Genomic DNA, 24,880 nt, shown 5'->3' with positions numbered 1-24,880 from the left:
CGCGTGTGCCTCCTTCTTCTTGGTCACGGCCGCTCTGTCCTGGTCTCTCCAGGCGGAGGCGGGCTGTTGTCATCTCGTCGGCCGCCGGCCGTCCCGTCGTGCGGGACCGTCGGGGCACGGCCGGAGCGCTCGTTGGCGATGAGCTCCTCCAGCCACCGGACCTCACGCTCACAGGCATCCAGGCCGTGGCGTTGTAGTTCCAGGGTGTACGCATCGAGGCGCTCGGCCGCCCGGCCCAGCATGTCGCGAAGGCCCTCGCGACGTTCCTCGATCGTGCGGCGCCGACCTTCCAGGATTCGGAGTCGGGTCGCTCGGTCGGTTCGGGAGAAGAACGCGAAGTGCACACCGAAACCGGTGTCGCCGTAGGTCTCCGGCCCGGTTTGTGCGATGAGCTGAGCGAAGCGTTCTTTTCCTTCCGCGGTGATGGTGTAGACCACCCGACCTCGTCGGCTGGTCAGCGCGGGAACCTCCTCGGCGGTGGCGGGTGTCTCGGCGGCCTCGGCGATCCATCCCGCCGCCTGCAACCGGCGCAGGGTCGGGTAGAGCGAGCCGTAGCTGATCGCAGCTCGGATCGCCCCGAGCTTGGCGGTGAGCTCCTTACGGAGCTCGTAGCCGTGCATCGGGGCCTCCTGCAACAGGCCGAGGATGGCGAGTTCGAGCACAGCCACCCTTCCCTTACCCTGTGCGTGGAGCGCTAACCGCCGCGATGTATCGGGCCGATACATCGCACCGTAGCGTCTCACACCTCGGCGGGCAAACTCCTCGCTCCGAGGTCCCCTCATCACGGATCGTCACGGTGGTCGCCCCACCAGACGAGACCGCGTACCCTTTGCCGCATGCGTACGCAGCGCCAGGTCGTCGACTACTCGCTCCGGAAGCGAGCGCTGCTGCGTGAACTCCTCGCCGGTCGCGTCGGCACCTATGACCTGTGCGACGCGTCTCCCTACCTCAAGAACGCGGCTCGGTTCCACGGCGAGCCCACTGAGCAGCGTTGCCCGATTTGCCGGAGCGAGAACCTCACGCACGTCCATTACATTTATGGCGACGAGCTCAAGCAGTCTGCCGGCCAGGCCCGTACGGTGGCGGAGTTGTCCGTGCTGGCGATGACGCTGCGTGAGTTCCAGGTCTTCGTGGTGGAGGTGTGTCTCGGCTGTGACTGGAACCATCTCGTCGAGCAGTACCTGCTCGGGCGGGACGGGTTGACCGGTGGCGAGTCGGAGCAGGAGACGCCGGGTGGAGTGGCTGCCGCCAGTGGAGCAGGTGCCCGGCGAAGGCGAGAGGCGCAACGGTGATTCGAGCTCGATCGGCCGGCCCCGGCCGTACTGCACGCGACCGGGGCGCCCGACGGCTTGTAGGTCTGAATAGTCCGATTGATTCGGATGTGACACCACTGTGGCGGCACCCCCGTGCCCCGCGCTCAGGTGTCCCAACTCACGGCAAACCGGTGGCGGTGCGAGTGTGCCCCACCGCGACGGCAGGGTGTGAGGAATGAATTCGTACGGCGATCCCAGCTCCTCGCGCGGACGGGCCCGGATTCCGGGCCAGGACGACCCGGGGCAGGCGGACGACGCGTACCGCTACCCGGGTGGTGAACCGCGCGGCGGAAACTGGTCGAGCGGCCCGGAGTCGTCCGGCCCGTCGGCCCGCGCCTCGGTCGGTGGTCGGGCCTCGGTCGGCGGGTCGGCGAGCGTACCCCCGCATGGCGGTTCCGTCGCCGGTTCCGCCTCCGTCGGTCGTGCCGGCCCCGGTCGGGCCTCGGTGCCGGTCTCGCCGGCCGCGCCCGGCCGCGCCTCGGTGCCCGTCTCTCCCGCCCCCGGTCGGTCCGGTCGGGCGTCGGTGCCGGTCAGCCCGGCACCGGGTGGGCCCGCCGGCCGTGCCTCCGTCGGTGCGGCGTCCGTCGGCGCCGCGTCGGCCGGCCGGGCGAGTGTCGGTGCGGCGTCCGTGGGCGGTGCCGGTGGCCGGGCCGCGGTGGCCCGGGCCAGTGTCGGCGGCCCCGGTGGCCCGGGTGGACCCGGCGGCCCGGGTGGGCCGGGCGGTCCGGCCGGTCCCGGTCGTGGTGGTCGCGACCCGAACGCGGTGTCCCGCGCCCGTAAGCGCAAGCGGATGAACATGCTGATCGCCAGCTTCGCGGTGTTCATCATGCTGGCCGGTATCGGCGTCGTCGGATTCACCTACTACTCGACGAACGTGGTGCTGCCCAAGGAGATCCCGCTGCCGCTCTCCACCACGGTCTACGCCAAGGACAACAAGACCGTCGTGGCCAAGCTCGGCAACGAGAACCGCACCTTCGTCACCATCGACAAGATCCCGGAGCACGTGCGCAACGCCGTCGCCGCCGCCGAGGACCGCAACTTCTACCGACACTCCGGCGTCGACTACAAGGGCATCGCCCGGGCCGCCTGGAACAACCTCTCCGGCGGTGACCGGCAGGGCGCCTCGACCATCACCCAGCAGTACGCCCGCAACGCCTACGAGAACCTTCAGGACGACAGCTACGGCCGGAAGGTGAAGGAGGCGATCCTCGCCTCCAAGCTGAACGACAACTTCACCAAAGACCAGATCATGGAGAACTACCTCAACGTGATCTACTTCGGCCGAGGTGCGTACGGCATCGAGGCGGCGGCACAGACGTTCTTCAAGACCACCGCCGAGAAGCTGACCCCAGCGCAGGCGGCGGTGCTCGCCGCGCTGATCAAGCAGCCGGTCGCCAGTGCGACCCACCAAGGATTCGACCCGGCGGTCAACGAGGTCGATGCCAAGTCCCGGTGGGAGTACGTCATCAACGGCATGGTCGCGGAGGGTTGGCTGGGCGCGCCCGGTAAGCCCGAGCGGCCGACCGAGTACCCGAAGGTCGAGAAGATCAAGAAGGACAACGGGTTCGGCGTCGCCACCCCGGTCGGCAACGTGATCAACTACGTGCGCAAGGAGATGGAGGAATGGGGCATCTGCTCCAACTCCGGCGCGCCGGAGTTGCCGAACTGCGTGACGGAGCTGCGTGAGAACGGCTACCGGATCACCACCACCATCGACCCGAAGATGCAGAAGGCCCTGGAAGCAGCGGCCCGGCCGGACCGCAAGGGTTCGGTGCTCAACGGGCAGCCCAAGAACCTGATGGCCGCGGCGGTCTCCATCGACCCGAAGACCGGGCGGGTGCTGGCCTACTACGGCGGTAACAGCGGCGCGGACTTCGACTACGCCGGGATGAACACCAACAGCAACGGCGACATCGTCGGCGGTCACCCGCCGGGCTCGTCGTTCAAGGTCTACACCCTGGCGGCGGCGATCGACGCCGGGATCTCGGTCAAGTCGCGCTGGGACGCGACCCCGTTCAAGCCCGAGGGCTACGCGAACGAGATCGTCAACGCCGGCCGGGATGTCCGGCAGAGTTGCAACAAGTCCTGCACGCTGCAGGAGTCGACCGTGCGGTCGTACAACGTGCCGTTCTTCTACATCGCCGAGCAGGTCGGTGAGGACAAGGTCATCGACATCGCCCGCCGGGCCGGCATCCGGACCATCTGGTCGGTCGACCCGCCGAAGCCGTTCGACCTGACCAAGAACAAGCCCGAGGAGCTCGGCAAGAAGACGTTCGACCGGGTCATCGGCTTCGGGCAGTACCCGATCACCGTCTTCGACCACGCCAACGGCCTGGCCACGCTCGCCAACAGCGGCAAGTACAACAAGGCCCACTTCGTCCGGGTGGTGGAGAGGCAGAACAAGGCGACCGGCAAGTGGGACAAGATCGCCGGTGAGAAGCTGACGAAGGGCGGCGGCACGCAGGTGATCAGGTCGGAGGTCGCCGACGAGGTGACCGCCGTGCTCAAGGAGATCCCGGGCCGCAGCAACGCCGGACTGAGCAACGGCCGGCAGGCGGCCGGCAAGACCGGTACCTGGGAGCACAACAACACCGACAAGAACGCGCACGCCTGGATGGTGGGCTACGACAAGAACGTGGCCACCGCCGTCTGGGTCGGTAGCAAGGACCCGAAGAGGCCGGCCATCGTCGACAAGAACGGCGACAACGTCGGCGGTAACGGCTTGCCGGCTGCGGTCTGGAAGAAATACATGGACGACGCGCTCAAGGGCTCCGACCCGTCCGACCTGCCGAACGTGACCGGCGTCGGCGACGACAAGTTGGGCAACGGCGAGGAACCGCCGCCGCCTCCGCCGCCTGCGGGGCCGTCGAACCCGGGCGGCTGCGATCCGACGGACCTGCGCTGCCTGCTGGGCGGCGGCAACAACAACGGTGGCAACAACGGCCCTGGCAACGGTGGTCCGGGCGGTGGCAACAACGGCCCGGGCGGTGGCAACCCCTTCGATCCACCAGACAACAATGAAGGACCGGGTGGTGGCGGCGGTGGTCTGCTGCCACCGAGAAGCACTCGGGACTGATCTCCGGTCCACGTGGTGGGCGGTCCGAACCTGGTTCGGACCGCCCACGCGGCGTTCATAGCCGCTGACAAATAGGCATTCGTCGACCGTCGATCGGTAGGCGTTGCCGTGGTTCGACTTCTGTGCGGTCAACTGATACGGCAGGATGCACGGTCATGAGCACCCAGTCGACGCCAGGCATCGATGAACCCGGTGTCCCCGACCACCCGTCCCGCTCCGACGGCTTCGTGCGGGGGCTCTCCGGGCTGATCGGCGGCCCGCTCGGTGACCACGCCACCGCGCGCGACCGCCAGAGCGGCGCGGAACGCCGGTTCTGGACGGCGGTACGCATCGTCCTGGCGCTGACCTGCCTGACCCTGGCCCTGCACTGGGTGCAGAAATCGCCCTGCCAGGACGGCGCCTGGGTGGACAACAAGCAGTACACCCGCTTCTGCTACACCGACGTGCTGGCGCTCTACTACGCGGAGCGACTCCACGAGGGTGCCGTGCCCTACCGGGACCACCCGGTGGAGTACCCGGTGCTGACCGGGTACTTCATGGGGGCGCTGGGACTGCCCGTGCACGCCGTGGGCGAGGGCAACCCGCAGATCAACCAGGGGCAGTGGTTCTACAACCTGAACGTGCTCGTGCTCGGGGCGCTGGCGGTGGCCACCGTGGCGGTGCTGCTGTCGCTACGCAAACGACGACCCTGGGACGCCGCGCTCTTCGCCCTGGCCCCCGCACTGCTGATCACCGCAACGGTCAACTGGGACCTGCTCGCCATCGGACTGGGCGCCTTCGGGCTGCTGGCCTGGGCACGCAGCCGACCCGTGCTGGCCGGGATCCTGCTCGGGCTGGCCGGGGCGGCGAAGATGTGGCCACTGTTCATACTCGGCCCGATCCTGGTGCTCGCGTTCCGCACCGCCCGACTACGCGCCGCGTTCACGGCGATCGGCGCGGCAGTGGTCACGGTGCTGGCGGTGAACCTGCCGGTGGCTATTCCGGAAGCCACCCGCGACGGCTGGAAACGCTTCTTCGAACTCAACACCGAGCGCCCGATCGACTGGGGCACGCTGTGGTACATCGGTCGCTACCTGGACGGCAAGGTCGGCGATCCGGCGAGCATGGGTCCCTTCCAGTGGCTCGACGCGAACATCCCCGTGCTCAACAACCTGTCGTACGTACTCTTCGGACTGGCCTGCCTCGGCATCGGCGCGCTCGGGCTGCTGGCGCCGCGCCGGCCCCGGCTCGGTCAACTCGCCTTCCTGGTGGTCGCCGCCTTCCTGATCTTCAGCAAGGTCTGGTCGCAGCAGTTCGTCCTCTGGCTGCTGCCGCTGGTGGTGCTGGCCCGGCCCAAGTGGGGAGCGTTCCTCGTCTGGCAGGCCGCCGAGGTCTGCTACTTCGTCGCGTTCTACGGCCAACTGCTTGGTGCCTCCACCGGCCGGGCGGTCTTCCCCGAGGGCGTCTTCGTGCTGGCCGCCAGCCTGCGACTGACCACGGTGGTGGTCCTGTGCGTGCTGGTGATCCGCGAGATCCTGCACCCCGAGCGGGACGCGGTCCGCAGCACCTACCCGGACGACCCGGACGGCGGCGTCATCGACGGTGCCCCCGACGCGCCCTGGCTGGACCGATGGCGAAGTCGCCGCACCACCACCGATCCCGCCCCGGCTCCCGTACCCACCGCCACCTGACGGCCACCGGCCCGCTCAGAGACGGAAGACGACGACCGAGCCGATCTCCTCACGGGTGATGCCGAGCCCGTCGACCGGCGCGTCGATGCTGATCTCCCAGGGCGTGCCGACGACCAGGTCCCGCAGGATCAGGACGTTCTGCACGCCCAGGGTGCGCAGGTAGTCGACGCTGGTCTGGTCCGGAAAGGCCATCGTCACGCGGCGGACGTCGTCCAGTTGCCGGGGCACGAAGCCGCTGCCGCCGTTGACGACCTGCTGGAACCGCGAGGTCGACCAGAGCATCACCGGCTGGTCGTGGCTCTGCCCGCTGGGCAGCACCAGCATCGGACCGTCGACCTCACGCATGGCGGCCGGCTGCGTCGGCACCACCGGCTGCGGAGTGGTGTTCGTTCCCTCGGCGAGTACCAGCACCAGCGGGACCAACGTGGCCAGGCGCAGCCACGGGCTGGGCCAGGACGGGATCCGCTCGGCCGAGATCTCCCGTACCCGCTCGGCGAACGCGCTGACCGCGCCCGCCGCGAGCAGCCCCAACAGCAGAGTGGTCCAGAGCATCAGCCGTCCCGGCGTACGGATGCCGTTCCAGCCGGGCAGGTGCTCGAAGAGCGGGACGAAGGTGTAGGTGCCGCCGAAGAACTCGGTGCCCATCGCCAACACCATCGTGACCAGCACGCCGAGGAAGAGCAGCAGGCGCTGGCGGGCCGTCCAGATCGAGAAGAACAGGCCGCCGGCCGCCAACGCGTACAGCACGAAGCCGGGCAGCAGCGTCATCTCCGGGTGCCAGGACAGGATCGCCCGGGCACCCTCGTGCAGCTCGCCCCAGACGCGGGACTCACCGGGAGCGGTGACGAAGCCGGTCGCCGGAGGGGAGAAGACGGCGATGTCGGCGATGGAGCGTTCCGCGTGCGGGTGGAGCTGGGTCACCGTGAAGTACGGGATGGCCAGCAGGATGCCGACTCCGGCGAAGATGAGTCCGCCGATCAGGTCGGCGGTCAGCAACCGCTGACCGAAGGGCCGCTTCACCCGCCAGAAGATGCGCTTGGCGTACCAGATGACGGCGGCCACCACGACCGTGCCGGCGAGGACGTACGCGAACGGCAGGCCGATGCCGAAGCCGAGACTCAACTGCCAGGCGGCGACCAGCCAGCCGGCGTACACCCAACCGGGGTTGCGGCGTTCGGGCCGGTAGCCGTGCCGCAGCGACCAACCGTGCCCCCGCGCGAGCATGGCCAGCGCCAGCGGGATACCGCCGTTGGAGATCACGTGCAGGTGACCGGCCTGCGCCAGCAACCACGGCGCGTAGGTGTAGCTGACCCCGGCCACCGCCGACCCGATCCGGCTGGCCCCGAGCTGCCGCGCCAGCACGTACGCGCCGAACGTCGCGAGCGCGTGGGCCAGCACGAAGATGATGTTGTAGCGCAGGAGCGCGTGCTCGGGGCCGGTCCCGATCATGCCTGCCGGGGCGTACCCGAGCAGCGTGTCGGAGAACGCGAAGCTCCACCGCTCCGGGAAGAACGTGTTGGCGTGCCAGAGCTGCGCCGGGTCGGTCTTCAGGATGTGTCCCGACCAGGCCATCTGCCATGCCTGCAGGCTCGGGTCCCAGTAGTCCTGCGGCAGGGTGTGCCGTGGATAGCGCAGCGTCGGCCAGGTCATCAGGACGGCCAGCGCCAGAGAACCGAGAGCGGCCAGCGTCCACTCGTGGATGGCGAACCGGCCGATGCGGCGACCGAGCCGCCCGTACCAGGTGGGTACCGGGACGGGAGCAGGCCCGAAGGCGGCCCAGGGGTCCGGCTTCGCGTCGCCCGTGGCGCCCTGGCCGGCCTTCTCCTTGTCCGAGTCGCCGGCGTCCTTGTCGTCGCCCTTGCCGGAGGCGTCCTTGCTCGTGGCGTCCTTGCTCGTGGCGTCCTTGCTCGTGGCGTCCTTGCTCGTGGAACTCTGGCTCGCGGTGTCCTTGCCGCTGCTCTTGTCGTTCCCGGCGGTCTTGTCGTCCCCGCTGCTCTTGTGGTCCCTGGCGGTCTTGCCGTTTCCGGTGTCACCGCTGCCGGCGTCCGTGCCGGTGGCGATGGCCGGTGGGTCGGCCGTGCCGGTCGGCTCGGCCTCGGTGCCCCGGTCCGAGGTGGAACCCGCCCGGTCGCCGACGGCCGCAGCTTCCTTGCTGTCGGCGGCGGTGGTGTCCGGGACGGTGGCACGCGTGTCGGCGTCGGTCCCTGCGCTCGTCGCCGCCGGAGGGACGTCGGTCGACGCACCCGGGGGCGACGGCTCGGCCGCAGTCCTGCTGTCCTGGGGGGTCGACTGTGCGCCGCCGGTGGCGGACTGGTCCGTGGTCATGCCGCCGACGTCCCCGGGCCGAGTTGGCCACGCAGGAAGGCGATGTCGCCGCTCTGCCCGTCGGCCCCGCCGGGGGTCTCCACGATGATCGGGGCGTCGGCCGCCCGGACCACGGCCACCAGGAGGTCCGGCTCGATGGTGCCGCCGCGCAGATTGTCGTGGCGGTCCCGGCCCGAGTCGAACGCGTCCTTCGAGTTGTTGGCGTGCACCAGGTCGATCCGTCCGGTGATCGCCTTCACGCGGTCGACCAGGCCGAGGAGTTCCTCGCCGCCCGCGTGCGCGTGGCAGGTGTCGAGACAGAACCCCACGTCGTACTCGCCGATGACGTCCCAGAGCCGGGCGAGCGCGTCGAGTCGACGGGCGCAGGCGTTCTCGCCGCCGGCCGTGTTCTCGATCAGCACCGGCAGCCCGAAACCGCCGGAGTCCGCCGCGTACGCCAGAGCCTTGCGCCAGTTCTCGATGCCGCTGGCCGGATCGTCACCGGCGTTCACGTGGCCACCGTGCACCACCAGCCCCTTGGCACCGATCGCCGTGGCGGCCTGTGCGTGTGCGAGCAGCAGTTTCCGGCTCGGGATGCGGATGCGGTTGTTGCCGGTGGCGACGTTGACGACGTACGGCGCGTGCACGTAGACGTCGACCTCGGCGGCGCGCAGCAGTTCCGCGTCCGCACGGGGTTGTGGGGCCTTCCAACCCTGCGGGTCGGAGAGGAAGAACTGCACGGCGTCGGCCGTTCGGGCGGTCGCCTCCGCCAGCGGGTCGGTCGGATCGACGTGGGCTCCGATACGCATGCAGGGGAGCCTACGTCGCGCGACCGACGGTCGGGGTGACGCCCACCGGCCCGATGGCGTCACCGTGGCCGCCGGAACTCGTTGATACCGATGGATCCGGCGCTTCGGACGTTCCTGATCCCGGTGTCGACGGACCGGTCGCCTGTCGATGCCCGACCGGACCCGGTCGGCGCAGCGGCATCGGTGGGACGTCGACAGAGGTCAACAGAAGAAGAATGTCGGTAATTCTGGGATTTGCCCCATGAAGCGCTGACTTCCGGGATATCGTCAGATAACAACGTGATAAAGCTCCGCGGGGCGTCTTCGGTCCAACCTCATCGGTGTGGTCGTTCCTCCCCAGGTCCCACCCAAGGAATGCGGACGGGACGTCCCGCGGTCCCGTGACCGGGGGTCCGGGTCGACAGCGACGTCGACGCGGACCCCCGGTTCGCTGTGCCGGTCACCTCGGTGCTGGTGATCGTCCGGGCCGGGTATCCTGGTCCGGTTGTCCGCTCCCGGTCGGGTTCCCCCGGTGCGGGACGGGCAGCGACGCACGACCTCCTGCCACGGAAGGACCGTGGCCGCTTAGCCCACAGGAGGTGAGCACGTCTTGCGTCATTACGAGATCATGGTGATCCTCGACCCCAGCCTCGAGGAGCGCACCGTCGCCCCGTCGCTCGACACGTACCTGAACGTGATCAGGACCGCGGGTGGCTCGGTGGAGAAGACCGACGTGTGGGGCCGCCGGCGCCTCGCGTACGAGATCAACAAGAAGGCCGAGGGCATCTACGCCGTCGTCGACCTTCAGGCGTCGCCTGAGGCGGTGGCCGAGCTGGACCGCCAGCTGCGACTCAACGAGTCCGTGCTGCGCACCAAGGTCATCCGCCCGGAAATGCGCTAATCCATCCACCTAGCCCCACCCGGAACAGCCTCAGCCGCGCTGTCAGAGGGTTCTGAGAACCTGTACGGCGGAACGGTTGAGTGCGCGAGGAGTTGGTCATGGCAGGAGACACCACCATCACGGTCATCGGCAACCTGACCGATGACCCCGAGTTGCGGTTCACCCCCTCGGGGGCAGCCGTCGCCAAGTTCCGGGTCGCCTCGACGCCCCGGTACATGGACCGGCAGTCCAACGAGTGGAAGGACGGCGAGCCCTTGTTCCTCGCGTGCACCGTCTGGCGTCAGGCCGCGGAGCACGTGGCGGAGTCGTTGCAGCGCGGTGCCCGCGTGATCGTGTCGGGCCGGCTACGCCAGCGGTCCTACGAGACCCGCGAGGGCGAGAAGCGCACCGTCATCGAGCTGGAGGTCGACGAGATCGGCCCGTCTCTGCGCTACGCCACGGCGAAGGTGCAGAAGATGTCCCGCTCCGGCGGTAGCGGCGGCGGCTTCGGCGGCGGCGGCAACAGCGGTGGTGGTGGCCAGGGCGGCGGCGGAGGCAACTTCGACGACCCCTGGGCTTCGGCCGCACCAGCCCCCTCCCGTTCGGGTGGCGGCAACTTCGACGAGGAGCCTCCGTTCTAATGGCGCCGAGCGCCCGTGATCGTAAACCAGGAGCAAGAGCAATGGCGAAGGCTGCGGCACTGCGCAAGCCGAAGAAGAAGGTGAACCCGCTAGACAAGGACGGGATCACCTACATCGATTACAAGGACACCGCGCTGCTGCGCAAGTTCATCTCCGACCGCGGCAAGATCCGCGCTCGGCGGGTGACCGGCGTGACCTCGCAGCAGCAGCGGCAGATCGCCCGTGCGGTCAAGAACGCCCGTGAGATGGCGCTCCTGCCGTACACCGCTACGGCCCGCTGAGAGGAGGCACCGCCATGAAGATCATTCTGACTCAGGAGGTGTCCGGGCTCGGCACCCCCGGCGACATCGTCGAGGTCAAGAACGGCTACGGCCGTAACTACCTGCTCCCGCAGGGCTTCGCGATCGCCTGGACCAAGGGCGCGGAGAAGCAGGTCACGCTGATCAAGCGGGCCCGCTCGGCACGGGAGATCCGCGATCTGGGCCACGCCAACGAGGTGAAGGGCCAGCTCGAGGGTCTCAAGGTCAACCTGAAGGCCCGCGCCGGCGACGGTGGCCGGCTCTTCGGCTCGGTCACCTCCGCCGAGATCGTCGACGCCGTCAAGGCGGCCGGCGGCCCGGCGCTCGACCGACGTCGGCTGGAGCTTCCCGGTCACATCAAGGCGATCGGGTCGCACGCGGTGCGGGTCAAGCTGCACCCCGAGGTGACCGCCACGTTCAACCTCAACGTCGTGCAGGGCTGAGCCCCGCTGGACGTACCCGACAGGGCCCGCACCGATCACCGGTGCGGGCCCTGTCGCCTACGCGTATCCGACCGACGAACGACGGGACGCGGCGACCGACCCGTCAGCCGATGGGCTGGCCCGTCACCGCACTGATCATCACCGTGGAGAGACCACCACCGACCACTGCGGCCGCCAGCGCCACCGTGGTCGACCGCCACGTCGTACCCACCCGGCGCAGCAACATCGCCACCGCCAAACTGCTCATCAACGCCAGCCCGAAGCGGGGCAACCCACCCACCATCGCGCCGAACGCCCGAGCCCGCGGCGAATCACAGCCGCCGCCACTGATATCCGTCACACAGCCGGCCGGCGGCGCCCCGTCGAGCGTCAACAGCCAGACGAAGATCACCACCGCCGGCAGCACGTAACAGGCCGCGGTGTACAGCAATGGCAACCACGGACCACCCGGATCCGGATCGAGCAGGTCGTCCTCGAGCCGACGGTTCCAGCCCCCGGAACCGACCGCCTCGATCCGCCGCCGTACGGCCGCCATACCGACCGGCCGAGGCGGAGCCGGAGCGGGCGACGAGCGCCGCCGAGGCGCCGCCCGTGGCCGAGGCGCGGTGTACCCGACCACCGGCGACCGAGGCGCCGACTCCGGCGCGTCCACCCACCGCGGATCGTCGCCTGCCAGACGCGTACCCGGCCAGAAGGGCTCCCGCGCCGGCTCCGGCTCCGCCCGCTCCGCCCAGGACCGCTGTCCGGCACCCGAGGTCGCCGGAGCAGCCCCCGAACGAGGCGGCTCCGTCCGGTCCCACCGGTCCGGCTCGGGGGAACCGGCCCACCGCTCCGGGGGCCGATCCCGCTCCCGTGGCTCCCGTGGCTCCGGCACAGGCGCGGACTTCGGCTCCGGCTCCGAGAAGCGATCCCACTGGCCGGTGCTGTCCGGCTCGATCCACGGATCCGTGCCCGCCGCCTGAAGCCACTGGCTCGTACTGTCCGCGTCCCAGGGATCGGCCGACGCGGGGTCGACGCGGCGACCATCACCCGCCGAGCGGTCCCACGCGTGCAGGCCGGACGCGTCCCACGGATCCACCGCCGGCTGCTGGTACTCCGGCTCGGCGGCCCGCTCCGTGCCCCGCTGCCACGGGTCGACCGCCGGCGTCGAGGGCTCCGCCGCACGCCGCCGACGCCGGGTCGGTGGCTCGGCAGCCGGCTCGGACGCGTCGGACTCGGCGTCCTCCTGCGCAAGCCCCGACCAGGTCACCTGGCGACGCCGCGACTGAGCCCGACGCGGCCGGCTCTGCGGCGTCACACCGGAGACCGGGTCGTCGTCCTCGGCGCGACGACTACCGACGTACCCCTCTTCCTGTGGACGGTCGAACGTCCACTCCCGGGTGTGATCGGACGCCGGCAGGGCAGCCCGTGTCGTGGGCTCGCGCCAACTCGACTCACCAGCCCGGCGACTTCCGCCGCGCTCGGCCGAACGCCGACCACCCGCGTACCGTGGCCGCTCGACCTCGTCATCCTCATCGGGAGCAGCGTGCCGCCCGCCACCGTCGACACTGCGCACGCCGGACTCCAGCGCCCACCGCGGCAGGTACGGCTCGGCCGGCTCCTCCTGTCCACGCTCGGCGGCCCGGCGCCGACTCGGGGTGCGGTACCGCTCGACCGCAGAGTCGTACCGCTCGTCCGGGTCCCGTTCCACGGGCTCGGCCCACGAAGCGGTCGGCCGCTCACGCGGGCCGTCCTCCCCGCGTACCCAGTCCCGGTAACTCACGGCCGGAGCGTGACCCTTCTCAACCGAAAGCGCAATCCGCTGTCCAGGTGTAGCCGTAGGGCACCGATCCTACGGGACGTTCAGGACAAAGCCCTACCCGGAAATTCCGGTCCACAGGCTGTGGACATTACCTGTCCAGCTCAGCGGCGTGCGCCTCACTGTTCCCCAGGAGTTATCCACATGCTGTGCACACGCTGCGCACATGCTCGTCCACCGCCATCCACAGGTTGTCCCGAGGCTCATCCACCGGTCTGGTTGAGTGGCTGACCTCGGGTTCCGTATCGTTAGCCCCCGACCCGCCGCCAGATGCCCCCGATCGACGGCCGGTCGACTCTCGCACCCGGGTTGTGCAGGCCCAGGAGCGATCCGACGCAGTGGAGGGGGGCTCGGTGTCGGTCACAGATGACATGCGGACAGAGTCGTTTCCCAACGGAGGGCAGCCGTCCGGCCCGCCACCGCGCGACGGCCAGTTCGACAAGACGCCACCGCAGGACGTCGCGGCCGAGCAGTGCGTCCTGGGCGGGATGCTGCTGTCCAAGGACGCCATCGCCGACGTCGTCGAGATCCTCAAGACCAACGACTTCTACCGGCCGGTGCACGCCACCATCTTCGACATCATCCTGGAGATCTACGGTCGAGGTGAACCGGCCGACGCGATCACCGTCGCCGCGGCGCTGGCCGACTCCGGTGACCTGGCCCGGATCGGTGGCGCACCGTACCTGCACACGCTGATCGCGAGCGTGCCGACCGCGGCGAACGCCGCGTACTACGCGCGCATCGTCAGTGAGCGGGCGGTACTCCGACGGCTGGTCGAGGCCGGCACCAGGATCGTCCAACTCGGATACGGCACCGGAGGCGGCGGCACTCGCGACGTCGACGACGTCGTCGACCTGGCCCAGCAGGCCGTCTACGACGTGACCGAACGCCGGGTCAGCGAGGACTTCGCGGTCCTGGCGGACATGCTCCAACCGACCCTGGACGAGATCGAGGCCGTCGGCGCGCAGGGCGGCGTGATGACCGGCGTACCGACCGGCTTCACCGACCTGGACCGCCTGCTCAACGGCCTGCACGCCGGCCAATTGATCATTGTGGCGGGCCGCCCGGGTTTGGGAAAATCTACGGCAAGTATGGATTTTGCCCGAAATGCAGCGATTCGGGCGAACCATGCGGCGGCCATCTTCTCGCTGGAAATGAGCAAGGTCGAGATCGTCATGCGGTTGCTCTCGGCCGAGGCGCGGGTGCCGCTGCACGTGCTGCGCAGCGGGCAGCTCTCCGACGACGACTGGACGAAGCTCGCCCGGTGCATGGGTGAGATCAGTGAGGCGCCACTCTTCGTGGACGACACGCCGAGCATGAACCTGATGGAGATTCGGGCCAAGGCCCGCCGGCTCAAGCAGCGGCACGACCTCAAGCTGATCGTGGTCGACTATCTCCAGCTGATGACCTCACCGAAGCGCACCGAGAGCCGGCAGCAGGAGGTCGCGGACCTGTCCCGAGGCCTGAAGCTGCTGGCCAAGGAGGTCGAGTGCCCGGTCATCGCGGTCAGCCAGCTGAACCGTGGCCCCGAACAGCGCACCGACAAACGCCCGCAGTTGTCCGACCTGCGGGAGAGTGGCTGCCTGACCGCCGAGACGAGGCTCATCCGAGCCGACGACAATTCAGAGGTCACGCTCGGTCAGCTCCTGGCCGGCGGTGTAAAGGATGTACCGGTCTGGGCACTCGACGAGAGCCTGCGGTACACGCCTCGGACGATGACGCACGTCTTCCCGAGCGGCCATCGCGAGGTGTTCCGGTTGACGCTGACGTCGGGCAAGCAGGTCGATGCCACGGCGAACCATCCGTTCCTCACGTTCGCGGGCTGGGTCCCGCTCGGCGAGTTGACTCCTGGGACGCGTCTCGCGACGCCGCGGCATCTGCCCCCGCCCTTGGCTGTCCGACCCATGGCCGAGGAAGAGGTGGTGCTCTTGGCGCACCTCTTGGGCGACGGTTCTTTTGTACGGCGTCAACCCATTCGCTACGCCAGCGTCGACGAGGCGAACCTGCAGGCGGTGTCGGAAGCTGCAAAGTACTTCGGCATCACGGCGGTGCGCGACGACTATCCGGCGGCCCGGGTCACGACTCTTCGTCTTCCCGCTCCGTACCCACTCGCTCGTGGGCGACGGAACCCGATCGCCGAGTGGTTGGACGGGTTCGGCCTCTTCGGGCTCAGGTCACACGAGAAGTTCGTACCGCAACGCCTGTTCAGCTTGCCTAAGGAGCAGGTCACCCTCTTTCTTCGGCACATCTGGGCGACTGACGGGTCAGTGCACGTCAACAAGTCCGGTCGGGGTGGACGGATCTACTTCGCTTCGACCAGCCGGCGGATGTTGGAGGACATCTCTCGTCTCCTGCTCAGATACGGCATCACTGCCCGGCTGAAGACGGTGCCGGTGGCCCGGCATCGCCCGCAGTACACCCTCGACATCTCCGGGCGGGACGACCAACTGCGGTTCCTGCGCGAGATCGGCGTGCACGGGGCCAGGTCGGCGAAGTGCAACGCCCTGCTCGCCATCCTGGCGGAGACCACGGCCAACACCAACGTCGACACCGTGCCGCGCGAGGTCTGGGATCGGGTACGCGAGATTCTTGTCGAAAATGGCATGAGTCATCGTGACTTCGCCAAGGCCATCGGCACCCAGTTCTGCGGAAGTGCGTTGTGGAAGCGTGCACCGAGTCGTTCCCGACTGGCGAACATCGCTCGGGTCCTGGACGCCGCTGACTTGGACCTGCATGCCACGAACGACGTCTTCTGGGACGAGGTCGTTTCCATCGAGTCAGTCGGTGAGCAGGATGTCTTCGACGCGACCGTGCTCGGGACGCACAACTTTGTCGCGAACGGAATCGCCGCTCACAATTCGATTGAACAAGATGCCGACGTTGTCATACTTCTGCATCGCGACGACTACTACGACAAGGAATCGCCTCGGGCCGGAGAAGCGGATTTCATAGTTGCCAAGCATCGAAATGGTCCGACCGACACGGTGACCGTTGCAGCTCAGTTGCACCTGTCGAGATTCGTCGACATGGCCATCGTCTGAGCCGTCCGAGACCGCTTCGAGCGGGCGGGCGACCGGGCCGGCCGAGGTGGCGGCCCGGTCGCGATGTTGCTCAGCCGAACATGTCGTCCAGGAAGCTCTTGCGCTTCTTACGCCGGTAGTGGCCGTGGTAGCCGTAGTGCTGCTGGGAGTGGCCGTAGGCGGGCGCCGGTGCCGGGTAGCCGTGCGGCGGGGGCGGAGGCGGCGGGACGGCACCGTAGCCGGGCTGGTGCGGGGCGGGCGCCGGGGGCGGCGGCGGTGGGGGCTGGTAGCCACCCTGGGGAGCGGGCGGGGGCTGCTGGGCGGCGCTCCAGTTGGCCTCCGCCTCGAACAGCTTCTCCAGTTCGCCACGGTCGAGGAAGATCCCACGGCACTCGCCGCACTGGTCGATGACGACCCCACTGCGCTCGTACTGGCGCATCTCACCGCGACACTTGGGACAGGTCAGGCTCATGACCCGAAGGTACCTGGTCGGGTCACCCGATAGTGGTAAGCGCCGCTGTCACCTCGCGGTCGGAGACCTCGTGGAAGTCGTCGTAGTAGGCGCCGACCGCGCCGAAGTCGGCGGGGCGCAGGGCGCTGACCACGTCGTCGGCCTCGGCGGCCAGCATCTCGTGGGCCTGCGGCGCGCTGACGGGTATGGCGACCACCACGCGGCGGGCGCCGAGGTGGCGGGCGACCTGGACGGCGGCGCGGGCGGTCGCGCCGGTGGCCAGGCCGTCGTCGACGATCAGGGCGGTACGGCCGGTGAGGTCCAGGGGTGGACGGCCGGCCCGGTAGAGCTGTTCCCGTCGGTCCAGTTCGGCCTGTTCGCGTGCCTGTACCGCGGCGATGTCGTCGGGGCTGAGCCGGTCGGCGACGACCTCGTTGAGGACGCGTTCGCCACCGGGGCCGAGTGCGCCGAAGGCGACCTCAGGTGCCCAGGGCACGCCGAGTTTGCGGACCACCAGGACGTCGAGGGGTGCGCCGAGACGTTCGGCGACGACCTGGGCCACCGGTACGCCGCCGCGTACCAGGCCGAGCACGACGAGGTCCGGTTCGCCGATCAGGCCGGTGAGTCGGTCGGCGAGTGCCTGGCCTGCCTCGGTGCGGTCGCGGTAGGTGGTCATGTCCTCAGGTCTACGCCCTGTCGGTCGTCCGCGCTCGGCGGTTGCCGGATCCCGAGAAGGTCGAGTGCGGGTGCCCAGAGCAGGAACGCGATCGGGTACAGCAGGTAGCCGAATCGGGTGGCGGGCATCAGCAGGATGGCGACGAGCAGGCCGTACCCGCAGATCAGGGCGACGCTGCGGGCGGTGCGCGGCGGGCGGCGGGCGAGCAGGACGGCGATGGCGATGCCGGCGGCGACCAGCAGCGCGGCGGCGATCACCCGGCCGGCGGGCAGGGCGTTCGCGATCAGGTAGCCGGGGAACGGGCTGGCGGCGGGGCTGGAGACCAGGCCGTGCCCGAGGGGGAAGCGCAGGACGTTCTCCACCAGCGCGTTGCGGTCGACCAGGAGGGTGGGGAGCAGCGCGGCGGCGGGGAGGCCGAGGGCCCCGGCGGCGACGCGGAGGCCGGCGCGGCGGGTGAGGCCCCAGATGATGAGTACTGCGGCGACCGGCCAGGCGAAGAGTTTCAGGGCTCCGGCGAGCCCGACGGCGACGCCGGCCCAGCCGGGTCGGTCGGTGGCGGCGAGGGCGAGTGCCAGCAGGCAGAGCGCGAGTACGGGTAGGTCGTCGCCGCCGGTGGCGAGCGTGAGTGCGCAGACGGGCAGGACGGTGGCGGCCTGTACGCCGCGCAGCAGGAGGGCGTCGTGCCGGGTCGTGTCGGTGCGGGCGATGGGTGGTCGCAGGATGCGGATGGCGAGCAGCAGCGCCACGGCGGTGCCGACGGCGAACCAGACCCGGGCGTCGGTCCACCAGGTGTCGGCGAACGCCCGGGGTATTCCGAACAGGGCCATGCCCGGCTGGTAGGGGGTGTAGCCGAGGAGTTGTTCGTCGGGGGGCAGGGCGGCGATGGCGTCGGGCCCCAGGTAGGGCGTTCCGGTGTCGACGAGGCGGGTGCCGGAGTCCTCGACGACCAGGACCTCTTCCTGGGCGCGGTCGGTGCGTCCGGCCGTGCGTTGCACGCTCTGCCAGATCAGGGGCAGCAGGGCGGTGCCGGCCCAGGCGAGTGCGGTGACGAGGGCGCGTCCGGGCAGGGTGACCAGCTTCGAGTGTGGTCGGTGGCGGCGCAGGAGGAGTTGTCCGGTGGCGGCGAGCGCGGCGGCGAGGTAGCCGAGTGCGGCGATGGTGCCCCAAGCCCGGTGGGGTACGAGGGTGCTGGTGGCGGCGGTGATCGCGGCGAAGCCGGCTGCGGCGGCGTACAGGCCGAGGTCGAGGGCGAGGCCGTCGGCGGCGGTGTCGAGGCGGTGCCACCTGCCGGGGCGGTGTGGGGTCGAGGTGGCGGCGCTCACGTCGGCCAGTGTGTCAGGCGGGCTGGTGGTGGCCCCGGCCCCCCTGCCGTCGTCCCTTGGGTAGTCGGACGACGGATCCGGCGTCGTGCAGGGGTGCGGCGAGGTGTCCCGGTCGGCCGCCGGCTCCGCGTTGGAGGGCGGCGAGGAGTGTGCCGGCGGCGAGGGGGCGGGCGAAGAGGTGGCCCTGTCCGGCGGTGCAGCCGAGTTCCCAGAGGGCGCGGCGTTGGGCGTCGCGTTCGACTCCCTCGGCGACGACGGCCAGGTTGAGGCTGCGGCCGAGGTCGAGGGTGGAGCGGATGATGGCGGCGGCTTCGGTGGCGGATTCCATGGCGGTCACGAAGCTTCGGTCGATCTTGAGCTCGTGGACCGGGATCCGGGAGAGCAGGGAGAGCGAGGAGTAGCCGGTGCCGAAGTCGTCGAGGGCGAGGCGGATGCCGGCGTCGCGCAGTCGGGTGAGTCCCTGGTCGACGACGTCGAGTTGGCTGAGGGTGAGGGTCTCGGTGAGTTCGAGGACCAGCCGGTCGGGGGGTAGGTCGTGGGCGCGTAGGCGGGCGAGTACGGATCCGGGGAAGCGGGCGTCGAGCAGGCTGCGGGGGGAGACGTTGACCGCCACCGGGACGTCGAAGCCGGCGTCGCGCCAGGTGCCGGCGGCGATCAGGGCCTGGTCGAGGATGGCTTCGGCGAACGCGGGCAGCAGTCCGGAGCGTTCGACGGCTTCCAGGAAGCGCAGTGGGTCGATCATGCCGTGGGTGGGGTGGTGCCAGCGGGCGAGTGCCTCGGCGGCGATGACTTCGCCGGTGCCGAGGTCGACGATGGGCTGGAAGTTGACCGTGAATTCCTGGTCGGCGACGGCGCGGGGTAGCTCGCCGCCGAGTGTGAGTCGGCCGATGTCGGCGGTGTCGCGTGCGGGTGCGTAGGTGGCGATCCGGTTTCCGCTTCGTTTGGCCTGGTACATGGCGACGTCGGCGCGTCGGAGCAGTTCGACCATGCCGCCGGTGGCGGGGGCGACGGCGATGCCGCCGCTGGCTTCGACGCTGATCCGCATGCCGTCGACGTCGAACGGTTCGTGCAGGGCGGCGAGGAGGGTGTCGGCGCGGTGCGCGGCGACCGCGGGGGCTGGCAGCGCGCGCAGGAGTACGGCGAACTCGTCGCCGCCGAGGCGGGCGACCAGATCGTCGGCGCGGGCGGCGGTGCGGAGTCGTTCGGCGACCTGCATCAGCATCTGGTCGCCGGCGGCGTGGCCGAGGGTGTCGTTGACCTCTTTGAAGTGGTTGAGGTCGATGAGGACCAGGGCGGTGATGCCGTCGGCGTGCCGGTGGTGCAACTGCTCGTTGCCTTCTTCGAGCAGGTGGCGTCGGTTGGCCAGGCCGGTCAGCGCGTCGTGTGCGGCGGCGTGGGCGTGGGCCTGGGCCACCCGGGCGAGTTCGGCGTACGCCTGGGCGTTGCGGACGGCCGTGCACAGTGCGGAGGCGAAGGTGTGCAGGGTGTACCGCTCTCGTTCGGAGAGTCGTACCGGGCCGCGGAAGCGTAGGCGCAGCATGCCGACGTCGACGGTCTTGTCGTGGCCTTCGAGGCGTACGGGGACGGTGGCGCCGTGTACCTCGGTGGGTTCGCCGATGGGTCCGTCGTACGTGATGGTCTCGGTGGAGCCGCGTACCACGCGGCCGTCCTCGCGGAGTTCGATCTCGACTTCGTCGGCGGAGAAGAGTTCGGCGGCGCGGGTGACCGCCGTGGTGAGTACGTCGTCGAGTGCGACGACGTTGAGCGCGTCGGTGGTCTGGGCGAGGCGTTGCCAGGCTTGTTGTTCGGTGCGGGTGCGCACCCTGCTCGAGTAGAGCAGGTGGAGGCTGAGTACCAGAGGTGGTACGGCGAGCAGCAGCCGAATGTCGATCTTGATCGTGAGAACGGTGCCGACGATGACGAGGAGGCGGGTCAGCGCCGCGGTCAGCCGGAGATCCCAGTCGTCGCGGAAAAGCTTTCGTAGCGAGGTGCCGGTCGCCATTGCGATCACCGGCAGGGTGATGATTTCGTCGAGCAATACAGCGGTCAGATAGGCGGCCGCCAGCGGAATGACCGTCTGGGCTACGCCCGGGTTGTTCGGTGACCATTCAAAGCTCTGTAGGACGAGCCCCGCGCCGGCTGCCACGAGCATGTTCTTGCCGATGCCGAAGGCTCGTTTGACCGGCGTCAGTCGGGTCGGAGTCGTGGCGATGGCGACGCCTAGACCGGTGGCCAGAATCACCACCGGTGCCGGTGCCACGGCGAGGCCGATCACGATGGCGGTTTCGGTCCAGGCGATCTCGTGATGCGTGGAGCGAATTCGAATTCTGACCGTGACGGTGAAGGCGACGGCGATCAGTGAGATCAACGTGGCCCAGACGATGGTGGCCTCTCGTCCGCCGTAGCTTGGCAGGTGGGCGATTGCCACGGCGCCTGCCAGCCCGGCTGAAACGACGACGAGACCGACTAGCGGGCGTAGCCGCCGATCGGTCCCGGTCTGTCGTTGCTGTGGAGCCACACCCCGTCCTCACTCGTCACCGAGGGACTGCGCTCCGCAATCGTACTTCTGTCGTCGCTGGCGCAGAAGACGGATTACTTCCACTCGTGCGAGTTCATCTCGACCCCCTGGTTGTTCCGGCCTGTTCGATGACCGAACACTAGGGGGCGATTGCTCAATTTAGCTATAATAAATGTCGTATTGCGCAGAATGGGCCAACATGATGGTGTTATGTGACGGTCTGTCCCACTGCCCTAACGGAGGGTCTAAAGGTCGTAGCTGGTGGAGTTGTGGCTCTCTCGCGCGCGTGATGGCCGGGCTTTCCCTTTCGACAAGGGTGGCCGAAGTGTCTGTCCATATCATCGCCGCTTCGGCCAGCATGCCCACATCGGGGCGGGGTATCTGTCCGGTTGGTGGTCGCTAAACTGCACACGGTGATCAGGTGGATGCGGTAGAGGGACAAGTGCAGGTTCAGGTCCTCGGTGGGCTCGCCGTCCGTCTCGGCTCGGTCACGCTCACCCTCGGCACGCCGAAACAACAGACCGTGCTCGCGGTACTCGCGTGCAATCCCGGGCATCTGGTCTCGGTCGATCAGCTCGTCGACGAACTGTGGCCGGACGATCCGCCTCTCTCCGCCGTGCCGAACGTCCGGACGTACGCCGCCAATCTGCGTCGCGGCATCGAGTCGATGCTTCCCGGGCGTGAGGTCCTGGTCCGGGCCGGGGACGGCTACCGACTCATGGTGAAGCGGGCCGAGGTGGACGTCTACGCCTTCCAGTCGGAGGCCGAGGCGGCACGTGCACTCGTCGGCACGGACGAGGAGGAGGCGGCGAGGCTGCTCGGCCAGGCTCTGGCTCGGTGGCAGGGACCCATGCTCACCGGCGTGGCCCTCGGGCCGGCCCTGCTGGCGCACGTGGCCTCGGCGACCGAGGACCGGATGCTGGCGACCGAACTTCTGGCCGAGTTGCAGATCCGGCTCGGTCGCTACGAACCCGTCCTGCCGCTGCTGCGGGAACTGCTTGCCAGGGAACCGCTGCGGGAGCGGGCCCATCTGCTTCTGATGCGCGCCCTGTACCTCAGGAACGACCACGCCGGTGCCATCGCCGCGTACGCCGGGGCTCGCCGTCTGCTGCGGGAACACCTCGGCATCGAACCCGGGGCCGAACTCCGGAAGCTCCACCAGCAGATAGTCGAGCAGGAACGTGCGCCTCTCGGGAGCCCTGGCCTCGCACCGGCTTCCTCCACCAGCACGTCCGAGCCACGGGAGCAGCCGCGCCTCGGGTCGGCGCCGCGGCGGGGGGTGGTCTGGCTGCCACGCGCAGTCCCGGACTTCGTGGGCCGGGATGCCGCCGTCGAACATCTGCTGACCGAGACGCACCGGGTCGGAGGACGCGCCCCAGTCGTGCACCTCGTCGACGGTATGGCCGGCAGCGGCAAGACCTCGCTGGCCGTCCACGTGGGCGGACGGTTACGGGAGCACTATCCGGACGGCGGACTGTTCATCGATCTCAAGGGGCACGACCGTGCGGAGAAGGTGGACACGTCCGCAGCACTCGCCACGTTGCTGCGGCAGCTCGGCATTCCCGGTGACCGCATACCTCCTGAACTCCAGGACCGTCTCGCCCTCTGGCGCGAGGAGTTGGCCGCCCACAAGTTGATCATCGTGCTCGACAACGCGGCGGACGCCGAGCAGGTCGCCGCGTTGCTGCCCACGTCACCGGGATGCGTGGTGATCGTGACGTCACGGCGACGGATCACCGGCCTGGACGTCAGCCCGCCGTTGTCCCTGCCGGTGATGGACCGAGCGGAAGGTGTGGCCCTGCTCGCCTCGGCCGTCGGCACGGACCGGGTGGCGGCGGAACCGGAGGCGGCAGCGGCCGTGGTGGAGCACTGCGGACGGCTGCCGCTGGCGATCCGGCTCGCCGGCTCGCGGCTGGCACATCGCCCAACCTGGCGGCTGGCCGACCTCGCGACCCTGCTCGGGGACAACGTCCGGCGGCTGGATCACCTCACGTCGCGCGACCGAACCGTCGCGGGTGCCTTCGCTGCCTCCTACGAGTCGTTGCCTGATGCCGCCAGGCGACTGTTCCGGCTGCTCAGCGTTCATCCGGGTGACGAATTCGATATGACGATCGCGAGTGCGTTGTCCGGACTCGAAGCTGCGGACACCGCCCACGCACTCGATGACCTCCTGGATTGTCATCTGGTCGAGGAGGTCGGGATCGGCCGTTACCGGATGCACGACCTCATCCGGCAGTACTCGCACGAACTGTCGTTACGACACGATGTGGCGGCCGTTCGCGACGAGGCCTTCGGCAATCTGATCGACATCATGCTTCATCTGAGCTTTCCGGTCGCCGACCGTCTCGAGTCCAGATTCGTCCGCCGGCATGTGACCCTTGATTCACCCCGCCGTCCCGACCTGCGAAGCGCTGCGGGTGAACCCACCGAGGAATGGATGGCGGCGGAGCGGGTCAACCTGGTGGCACTCGTCGCCCGGGCGTACGAGGAGGGACACCACGAACAGGCATGGCGACTGGCCAGGCTGCTCTGGCGATTTCTCTACGTGCGCGCCTATTTCGACGACATCGTCTTCACCCACCGACAGGGGCTCCTGGCGGCCCAGGCGGCCGGGGCGGATGATGCCGTGGCCGCCATGCACAACTATGTCGCCTCCGCCTACCTGCGCACCGGCAACTATCGGGACGCGCTCGCCCACGTCACCGAGGCGGTACGGATCTCCGAGCGGCGCGACGACCTGCCGAACCTCGGCCGGTACCGGACGAATCTCGTCGCAGTGCACTGGATGCGTGGTGAACTCCAGGAAGCGGTACGGGTGGGTGCGCGGTGCCTCCGCGGCGCCAACGGGTACGGAGCCGACGAGGTGCCCAGCTTCCTGCCGAACATCGGGCTCGCCCTGATGCTGTTGGGCAGGTACGACGAGGCGCTGCACCTCCATCGCCTGCACCTGTTCTCCGGGCGTCAGGCGGGCAGCACCTTCCACATCCTCAACGCGCTGAGTCACATCGGTGGGGTGAAGTGCCGGATGGGACGGTACGAGGAGGCGCTCCGAGCCCTGAGGACCGTGCTGATCCTTCGCAAACGCACCGGTCACCGGTACGCCGAGCCGGAGGCACGCAACGAGATGGGCATAGTGCTCCGGTGTCTTGGTCGGATCGAGGAGGCGGTGGACCAGCACGAGACCGCCCGGAGACTGGCGATCGACTCAGGTGAGCGCCACGTCGAAGCCGCCGCTCTGAACGACCTGGCGCTGACCCTCGCCGAGTCCGGCGATGTCGACCGGTTGATCGGCCTGCACCGTGAGGCGTTGCAGGTGGCGACGCGGATCGGTCATCCGTACGAGCAGGGAAGGGCACTCGCGGGACTGGCCGACCAGTTGTGGGCCGACGATCCGGTCGCTGCGCGTCGGCACTGGGAGCGTGCGCTGGCGATCTTCCGTCGGATGGGGGTGCCGGAGCGGTTCGAGATGGAACGCCGGCTGGCGGACGTCACCGAGACCGGGCACCGCCACGTCACGGAGTACTCCTGAGCCTCGGTCCCGGCTGCCGTCGCTTATCGATTTCTTATCGACCGGCTCGGTAGCGTCTCGACGTTCGCCGACGGGGGGAGATCCGCCACCGACGGATCTCGTCGCGACACCTGCCATCGGTACGTCTCGACTACCACGGCAGGGTGCGGAAG

The 24,880-nt window shown here is 69.2% G+C and carries 17 protein-coding genes; 9 read left to right on the top strand and 8 right to left on the bottom strand.

The window, feature by feature from the left end:
• Nucleotides 1-23: 23 nt before the first annotated feature.
• On the bottom strand, nucleotides 24-662 hold the full coding sequence (locus tag ACIBO1_RS10405; protein ID WP_396744173.1) for a PadR family transcriptional regulator: 639 nt from the start codon (nucleotides 660-662) through the stop codon (nucleotides 24-26).
• A gap of 174 nt (nucleotides 663-836) precedes the next feature.
• Between ACIBO1_RS10405 and ACIBO1_RS10400 the strand changes: the two genes are divergently transcribed.
• The 3 genes from ACIBO1_RS10400 (at nucleotide 837) to ACIBO1_RS10390 (ending at nucleotide 6,059) form a co-directional block, all read left to right on the top strand.
• Complete coding sequence (locus ACIBO1_RS10400) at nucleotides 837-1,292, top strand: DUF5318 domain-containing protein (RefSeq protein ID WP_396743700.1); 456 nt, start codon at nucleotides 837-839, stop codon at nucleotides 1,290-1,292.
• Between the two features lie 196 nt (nucleotides 1,293-1,488).
• On the top strand, nucleotides 1,489-4,389 hold the full coding sequence (locus tag ACIBO1_RS10395) for a transglycosylase domain-containing protein (protein WP_396743697.1): 2,901 nt from the start codon (nucleotides 1,489-1,491) through the stop codon (nucleotides 4,387-4,389).
• 155 nt (nucleotides 4,390-4,544) lie between these two features.
• Nucleotides 4,545-6,059, top strand: coding sequence for a glycosyltransferase family 87 protein (locus tag ACIBO1_RS10390; RefSeq protein WP_396743694.1), 1,515 nt, complete (start codon nucleotides 4,545-4,547; stop codon nucleotides 6,057-6,059).
• Between the two features lie 15 nt (nucleotides 6,060-6,074).
• On the opposite strand, the gene ACIBO1_RS10385 is transcribed toward ACIBO1_RS10390, so the two are convergent.
• Both ACIBO1_RS10385 and ACIBO1_RS10380 read right to left on the bottom strand, forming a co-directional pair.
• Nucleotides 6,075-8,384 (bottom strand): hypothetical protein, encoded by a 2,310-nt coding sequence (locus tag ACIBO1_RS10385; protein WP_396743691.1) that lies wholly within the window; start codon nucleotides 8,382-8,384, stop codon nucleotides 6,075-6,077.
• Complete coding sequence (locus ACIBO1_RS10380) at nucleotides 8,381-9,172, bottom strand: deoxyribonuclease IV (protein ID WP_396743688.1); 792 nt, start codon at nucleotides 9,170-9,172, stop codon at nucleotides 8,381-8,383. Before ACIBO1_RS10380 ends, ACIBO1_RS10385 begins: the two co-directional genes overlap by 4 nt.
• Before the next feature lie 589 nt (nucleotides 9,173-9,761).
• Here ACIBO1_RS10380 and rpsF point away from each other — a divergent pair.
• From rpsF to rplI, 4 genes are all read left to right on the top strand, one after another.
• Nucleotides 9,762-10,052 carry a 30S ribosomal protein S6 gene (rpsF, locus tag ACIBO1_RS10375; RefSeq protein WP_117228245.1) on the top strand — a complete coding sequence of 97 codons (291 nt, stop codon included), beginning with the start codon at nucleotides 9,762-9,764 and terminating at the stop codon, nucleotides 10,050-10,052.
• 80 nt (nucleotides 10,053-10,132) lie between these two features.
• Entirely contained in the window at nucleotides 10,133-10,672 is a 540-nt protein-coding gene (locus ACIBO1_RS10370; RefSeq protein WP_396743685.1) for a single-stranded DNA-binding protein, read from the top strand.
• Nucleotides 10,673-10,713: 41 nt separating this feature from the next.
• Nucleotides 10,714-10,953, top strand: a complete 240-nt coding sequence (gene rpsR, locus ACIBO1_RS10365) for a 30S ribosomal protein S18 (protein WP_007073789.1) — start codon at nucleotides 10,714-10,716, stop codon at nucleotides 10,951-10,953.
• A 14-nt stretch (nucleotides 10,954-10,967) separates the two neighbouring features.
• Entirely contained in the window at nucleotides 10,968-11,414 is a 447-nt protein-coding gene (gene rplI, locus ACIBO1_RS10360) for a 50S ribosomal protein L9 (RefSeq protein WP_350698001.1), read from the top strand.
• A gap of 103 nt (nucleotides 11,415-11,517) precedes the next feature.
• Here rplI and ACIBO1_RS10355 read toward each other — a convergent pair whose 3' ends face one another.
• On the bottom strand, nucleotides 11,518-13,176 hold the full coding sequence (locus tag ACIBO1_RS10355; protein ID WP_396743682.1) for a hypothetical protein: 1,659 nt from the start codon (nucleotides 13,174-13,176) through the stop codon (nucleotides 11,518-11,520).
• Nucleotides 13,177-13,550: 374 nt separating this feature from the next.
• On the opposite strand from ACIBO1_RS10355, the gene ACIBO1_RS10350 reads away from it, so the two are divergent.
• Nucleotides 13,551-16,253 carry a replicative DNA helicase gene (locus ACIBO1_RS10350; RefSeq protein WP_396744170.1) on the top strand — a complete coding sequence of 901 codons (2,703 nt, stop codon included), beginning with the start codon at nucleotides 13,551-13,553 and terminating at the stop codon, nucleotides 16,251-16,253.
• A 70-nt stretch (nucleotides 16,254-16,323) separates the two neighbouring features.
• On the opposite strand, the gene ACIBO1_RS10345 is transcribed toward ACIBO1_RS10350, so the two are convergent.
• From ACIBO1_RS10345 to ACIBO1_RS10330, 4 genes are read right to left on the bottom strand one after another with little or no spacing between them, the layout of a single operon-like run.
• Entirely contained in the window at nucleotides 16,324-16,704 is a 381-nt protein-coding gene (locus tag ACIBO1_RS10345) for a zf-TFIIB domain-containing protein (RefSeq protein ID WP_350698004.1), read from the bottom strand.
• Nucleotides 16,705-16,726: 22 nt separating this feature from the next.
• Nucleotides 16,727-17,359, bottom strand: a complete 633-nt coding sequence (locus ACIBO1_RS10340) for a phosphoribosyltransferase (protein ID WP_396743679.1) — start codon at nucleotides 17,357-17,359, stop codon at nucleotides 16,727-16,729.
• Nucleotides 17,356-18,681: a glycosyltransferase family 87 protein gene (locus tag ACIBO1_RS10335; protein WP_396743676.1), complete on the bottom strand. Its 1,326-nt coding sequence runs from the start codon at nucleotides 18,679-18,681 to the stop codon at nucleotides 17,356-17,358. Before ACIBO1_RS10335 ends, ACIBO1_RS10340 begins: the two co-directional genes overlap by 4 nt.
• 13 nt (nucleotides 18,682-18,694) lie before the next feature.
• Entirely contained in the window at nucleotides 18,695-21,199 is a 2,505-nt protein-coding gene (locus ACIBO1_RS10330; protein ID WP_396743673.1) for a putative bifunctional diguanylate cyclase/phosphodiesterase, read from the bottom strand.
• A 442-nt stretch (nucleotides 21,200-21,641) separates the two neighbouring features.
• On the opposite strand from ACIBO1_RS10330, the gene ACIBO1_RS10325 reads away from it, so the two are divergent.
• Nucleotides 21,642-24,728, top strand: coding sequence for an AfsR/SARP family transcriptional regulator (locus ACIBO1_RS10325; RefSeq protein WP_396743670.1), 3,087 nt, complete (start codon nucleotides 21,642-21,644; stop codon nucleotides 24,726-24,728).
• The last annotated feature ends 152 nt before the right edge of the window (nucleotides 24,729-24,880 follow it).

This window comes from Micromonospora sp. NPDC049903 (assembly GCF_044460945.1).
Classification (GTDB): Bacteria; Actinomycetota; Actinomycetes; order Mycobacteriales; family Micromonosporaceae; genus Micromonospora.
This window is presented reverse-complemented; position numbering and strand designations above follow the sequence as displayed.

Coding starts and splice junctions, on each gene's coding strand:
- ACIBO1_RS10340 (WP_396743679.1), bottom strand. CDS start 17,359: ATGACCACCTACCGCGACCGCACCGAGGCAGGCCAGGCACTCGCCGAC.
- rplI (WP_350698001.1), top strand. CDS start 10,968: ATGAAGATCATTCTGACTCAGGAGGTGTCCGGGCTCGGCACCCCCGGC.
- rpsR (WP_007073789.1), top strand. CDS start 10,714: ATGGCGAAGGCTGCGGCACTGCGCAAGCCGAAGAAGAAGGTGAACCCG.
- ACIBO1_RS10390 (WP_396743694.1), top strand. CDS start 4,545: ATGAGCACCCAGTCGACGCCAGGCATCGATGAACCCGGTGTCCCCGAC.
- ACIBO1_RS10345 (WP_350698004.1), bottom strand. CDS start 16,704: ATGAGCCTGACCTGTCCCAAGTGTCGCGGTGAGATGCGCCAGTACGAG.
- ACIBO1_RS10400 (WP_396743700.1), top strand. CDS start 837: ATGCGTACGCAGCGCCAGGTCGTCGACTACTCGCTCCGGAAGCGAGCG.
- ACIBO1_RS10395 (WP_396743697.1), top strand. CDS start 1,489: ATGAATTCGTACGGCGATCCCAGCTCCTCGCGCGGACGGGCCCGGATT.
- ACIBO1_RS10385 (WP_396743691.1), bottom strand. CDS start 8,384: ATGACCACGGACCAGTCCGCCACCGGCGGCGCACAGTCGACCCCCCAG.
- ACIBO1_RS10380 (WP_396743688.1), bottom strand. CDS start 9,172: ATGCGTATCGGAGCCCACGTCGATCCGACCGACCCGCTGGCGGAGGCG.